This window comes from Bacteroides sp. 519 (assembly GCF_010500955.1).
GTDB lineage: Bacteria > Bacteroidota > Bacteroidia > Bacteroidales > Bacteroidaceae > Bacteroides.
In genome coordinates, this window is sequence record NZ_QVMJ01000070.1 from 1 (window position 1) to 1324 (window position 1324).

Consider the following 1324-nt stretch of genomic DNA (forward strand, 5'->3'; position numbering starts at 1 on the left):
TGACAGAACTAGCTAAGAAGAAAGAAGACGAATTAAAACAAAGAAGGTAATGTGCCAATGTGCTAATATGCCAATGTGCCAATTGGCTGCGCATAATTAATAAATTTATTAATTCTATCAGCATATTTTTAGATCAGCATATTTTTACATTGGCATATTGGCACATTATCCACATTGGCATATTAACATTAGCATATTATCCACATTGGGATATTGGCACATTGGCACATTATCCACATTGGCATATTAGATTTTTATGAGAGAGAGAACCCTATACCTATACCTGTTTTGCTTGTTATTCATGTTTGTTTCTTGCAACACCAATAACAGCAATACCCGCAAACGCCACCTTACGGAACGGTTGTTCCTTGAACGTAGTCGTATCACTGTTACCCACCCGGGGAATCGTCCCGGTCAAAGTAATGGTAGCCCCATGGTGTTGGCCGAACAGGTAAATTACAGTCAACAGCCACAACTCACAAACATTGAAGAAAATAACCAGGACGAGGCCCGTCTGGATACCAATAAAGTATACACTCTGTCTCAAGTCACCGTCACTTCCCGTGCACGCTTTGCGCCTGTGCGGGAAGGACAGGTGAACATCGACTTTATCGTACACGTTCCCGAAGCCTACTTGTCGGACGACTTTCAGGTAACCCTTACCCCCGAGCTAATAACTCCCGACTCGGTAGTTCATCTGGACGATGTAGTGTTGCGTGGTAAAAACTTTGTAGACCTTCAAAAGCAAGACTACGAACGTTATCAAAACTACCTGGCCAGCATTATCGACCCCTCTGCCTATGATTCGGCTTTTGTTGATCACCGTGGCGTAAATCGTGAACTAGGCCGCCGTCGTAAAACCAACCTGGATCAATACTATAACAAATGGGCATTGATGCAAGAGTACCGCGACTGGCGTAACGCCGAACAAGCCAAGTACGACGCCTACAACATTAAACACGCCGAAGAACTTCGCTTGAAACTCATGGCCCACGATGTACGCTACCGTAACGACCTGAACCGTCAGCTAGCCCTTCGTGCCGACACCTCGAAGCTAGGTGCCAAGTACCGCAAAGAACGACAGAAGCTAATTGAATCTTCGCCCGTTCGCCGGCAGATTACATTGGATGCCGTTCCGCCCAAGTACCGTGAATTCTACTTCAGAGGCATTGGTCCCGAAGATCTTCAACCGCTGCTGCCTAAAGACAAAGACTCCATTGCCCTTGCCAGTGAATTTCTGTTGCACGAAAAGATTGCTGCCAACGAAGCAAAAGGCTCCCGTCAGCAAGAAGTATTTAAATACATGGTTCCCGCCCCTTACCGT

At 45.9% G+C, this 1324-nt stretch carries 1 pseudogene; it reads left to right on the forward strand.

The features are described from left to right. Window positions 1-256: 256 nt before the first annotated feature. Window positions 257-1324 (forward strand): annotated as a pseudogene (locus D0T85_RS21930) (hypothetical protein); the annotation flags it as partial.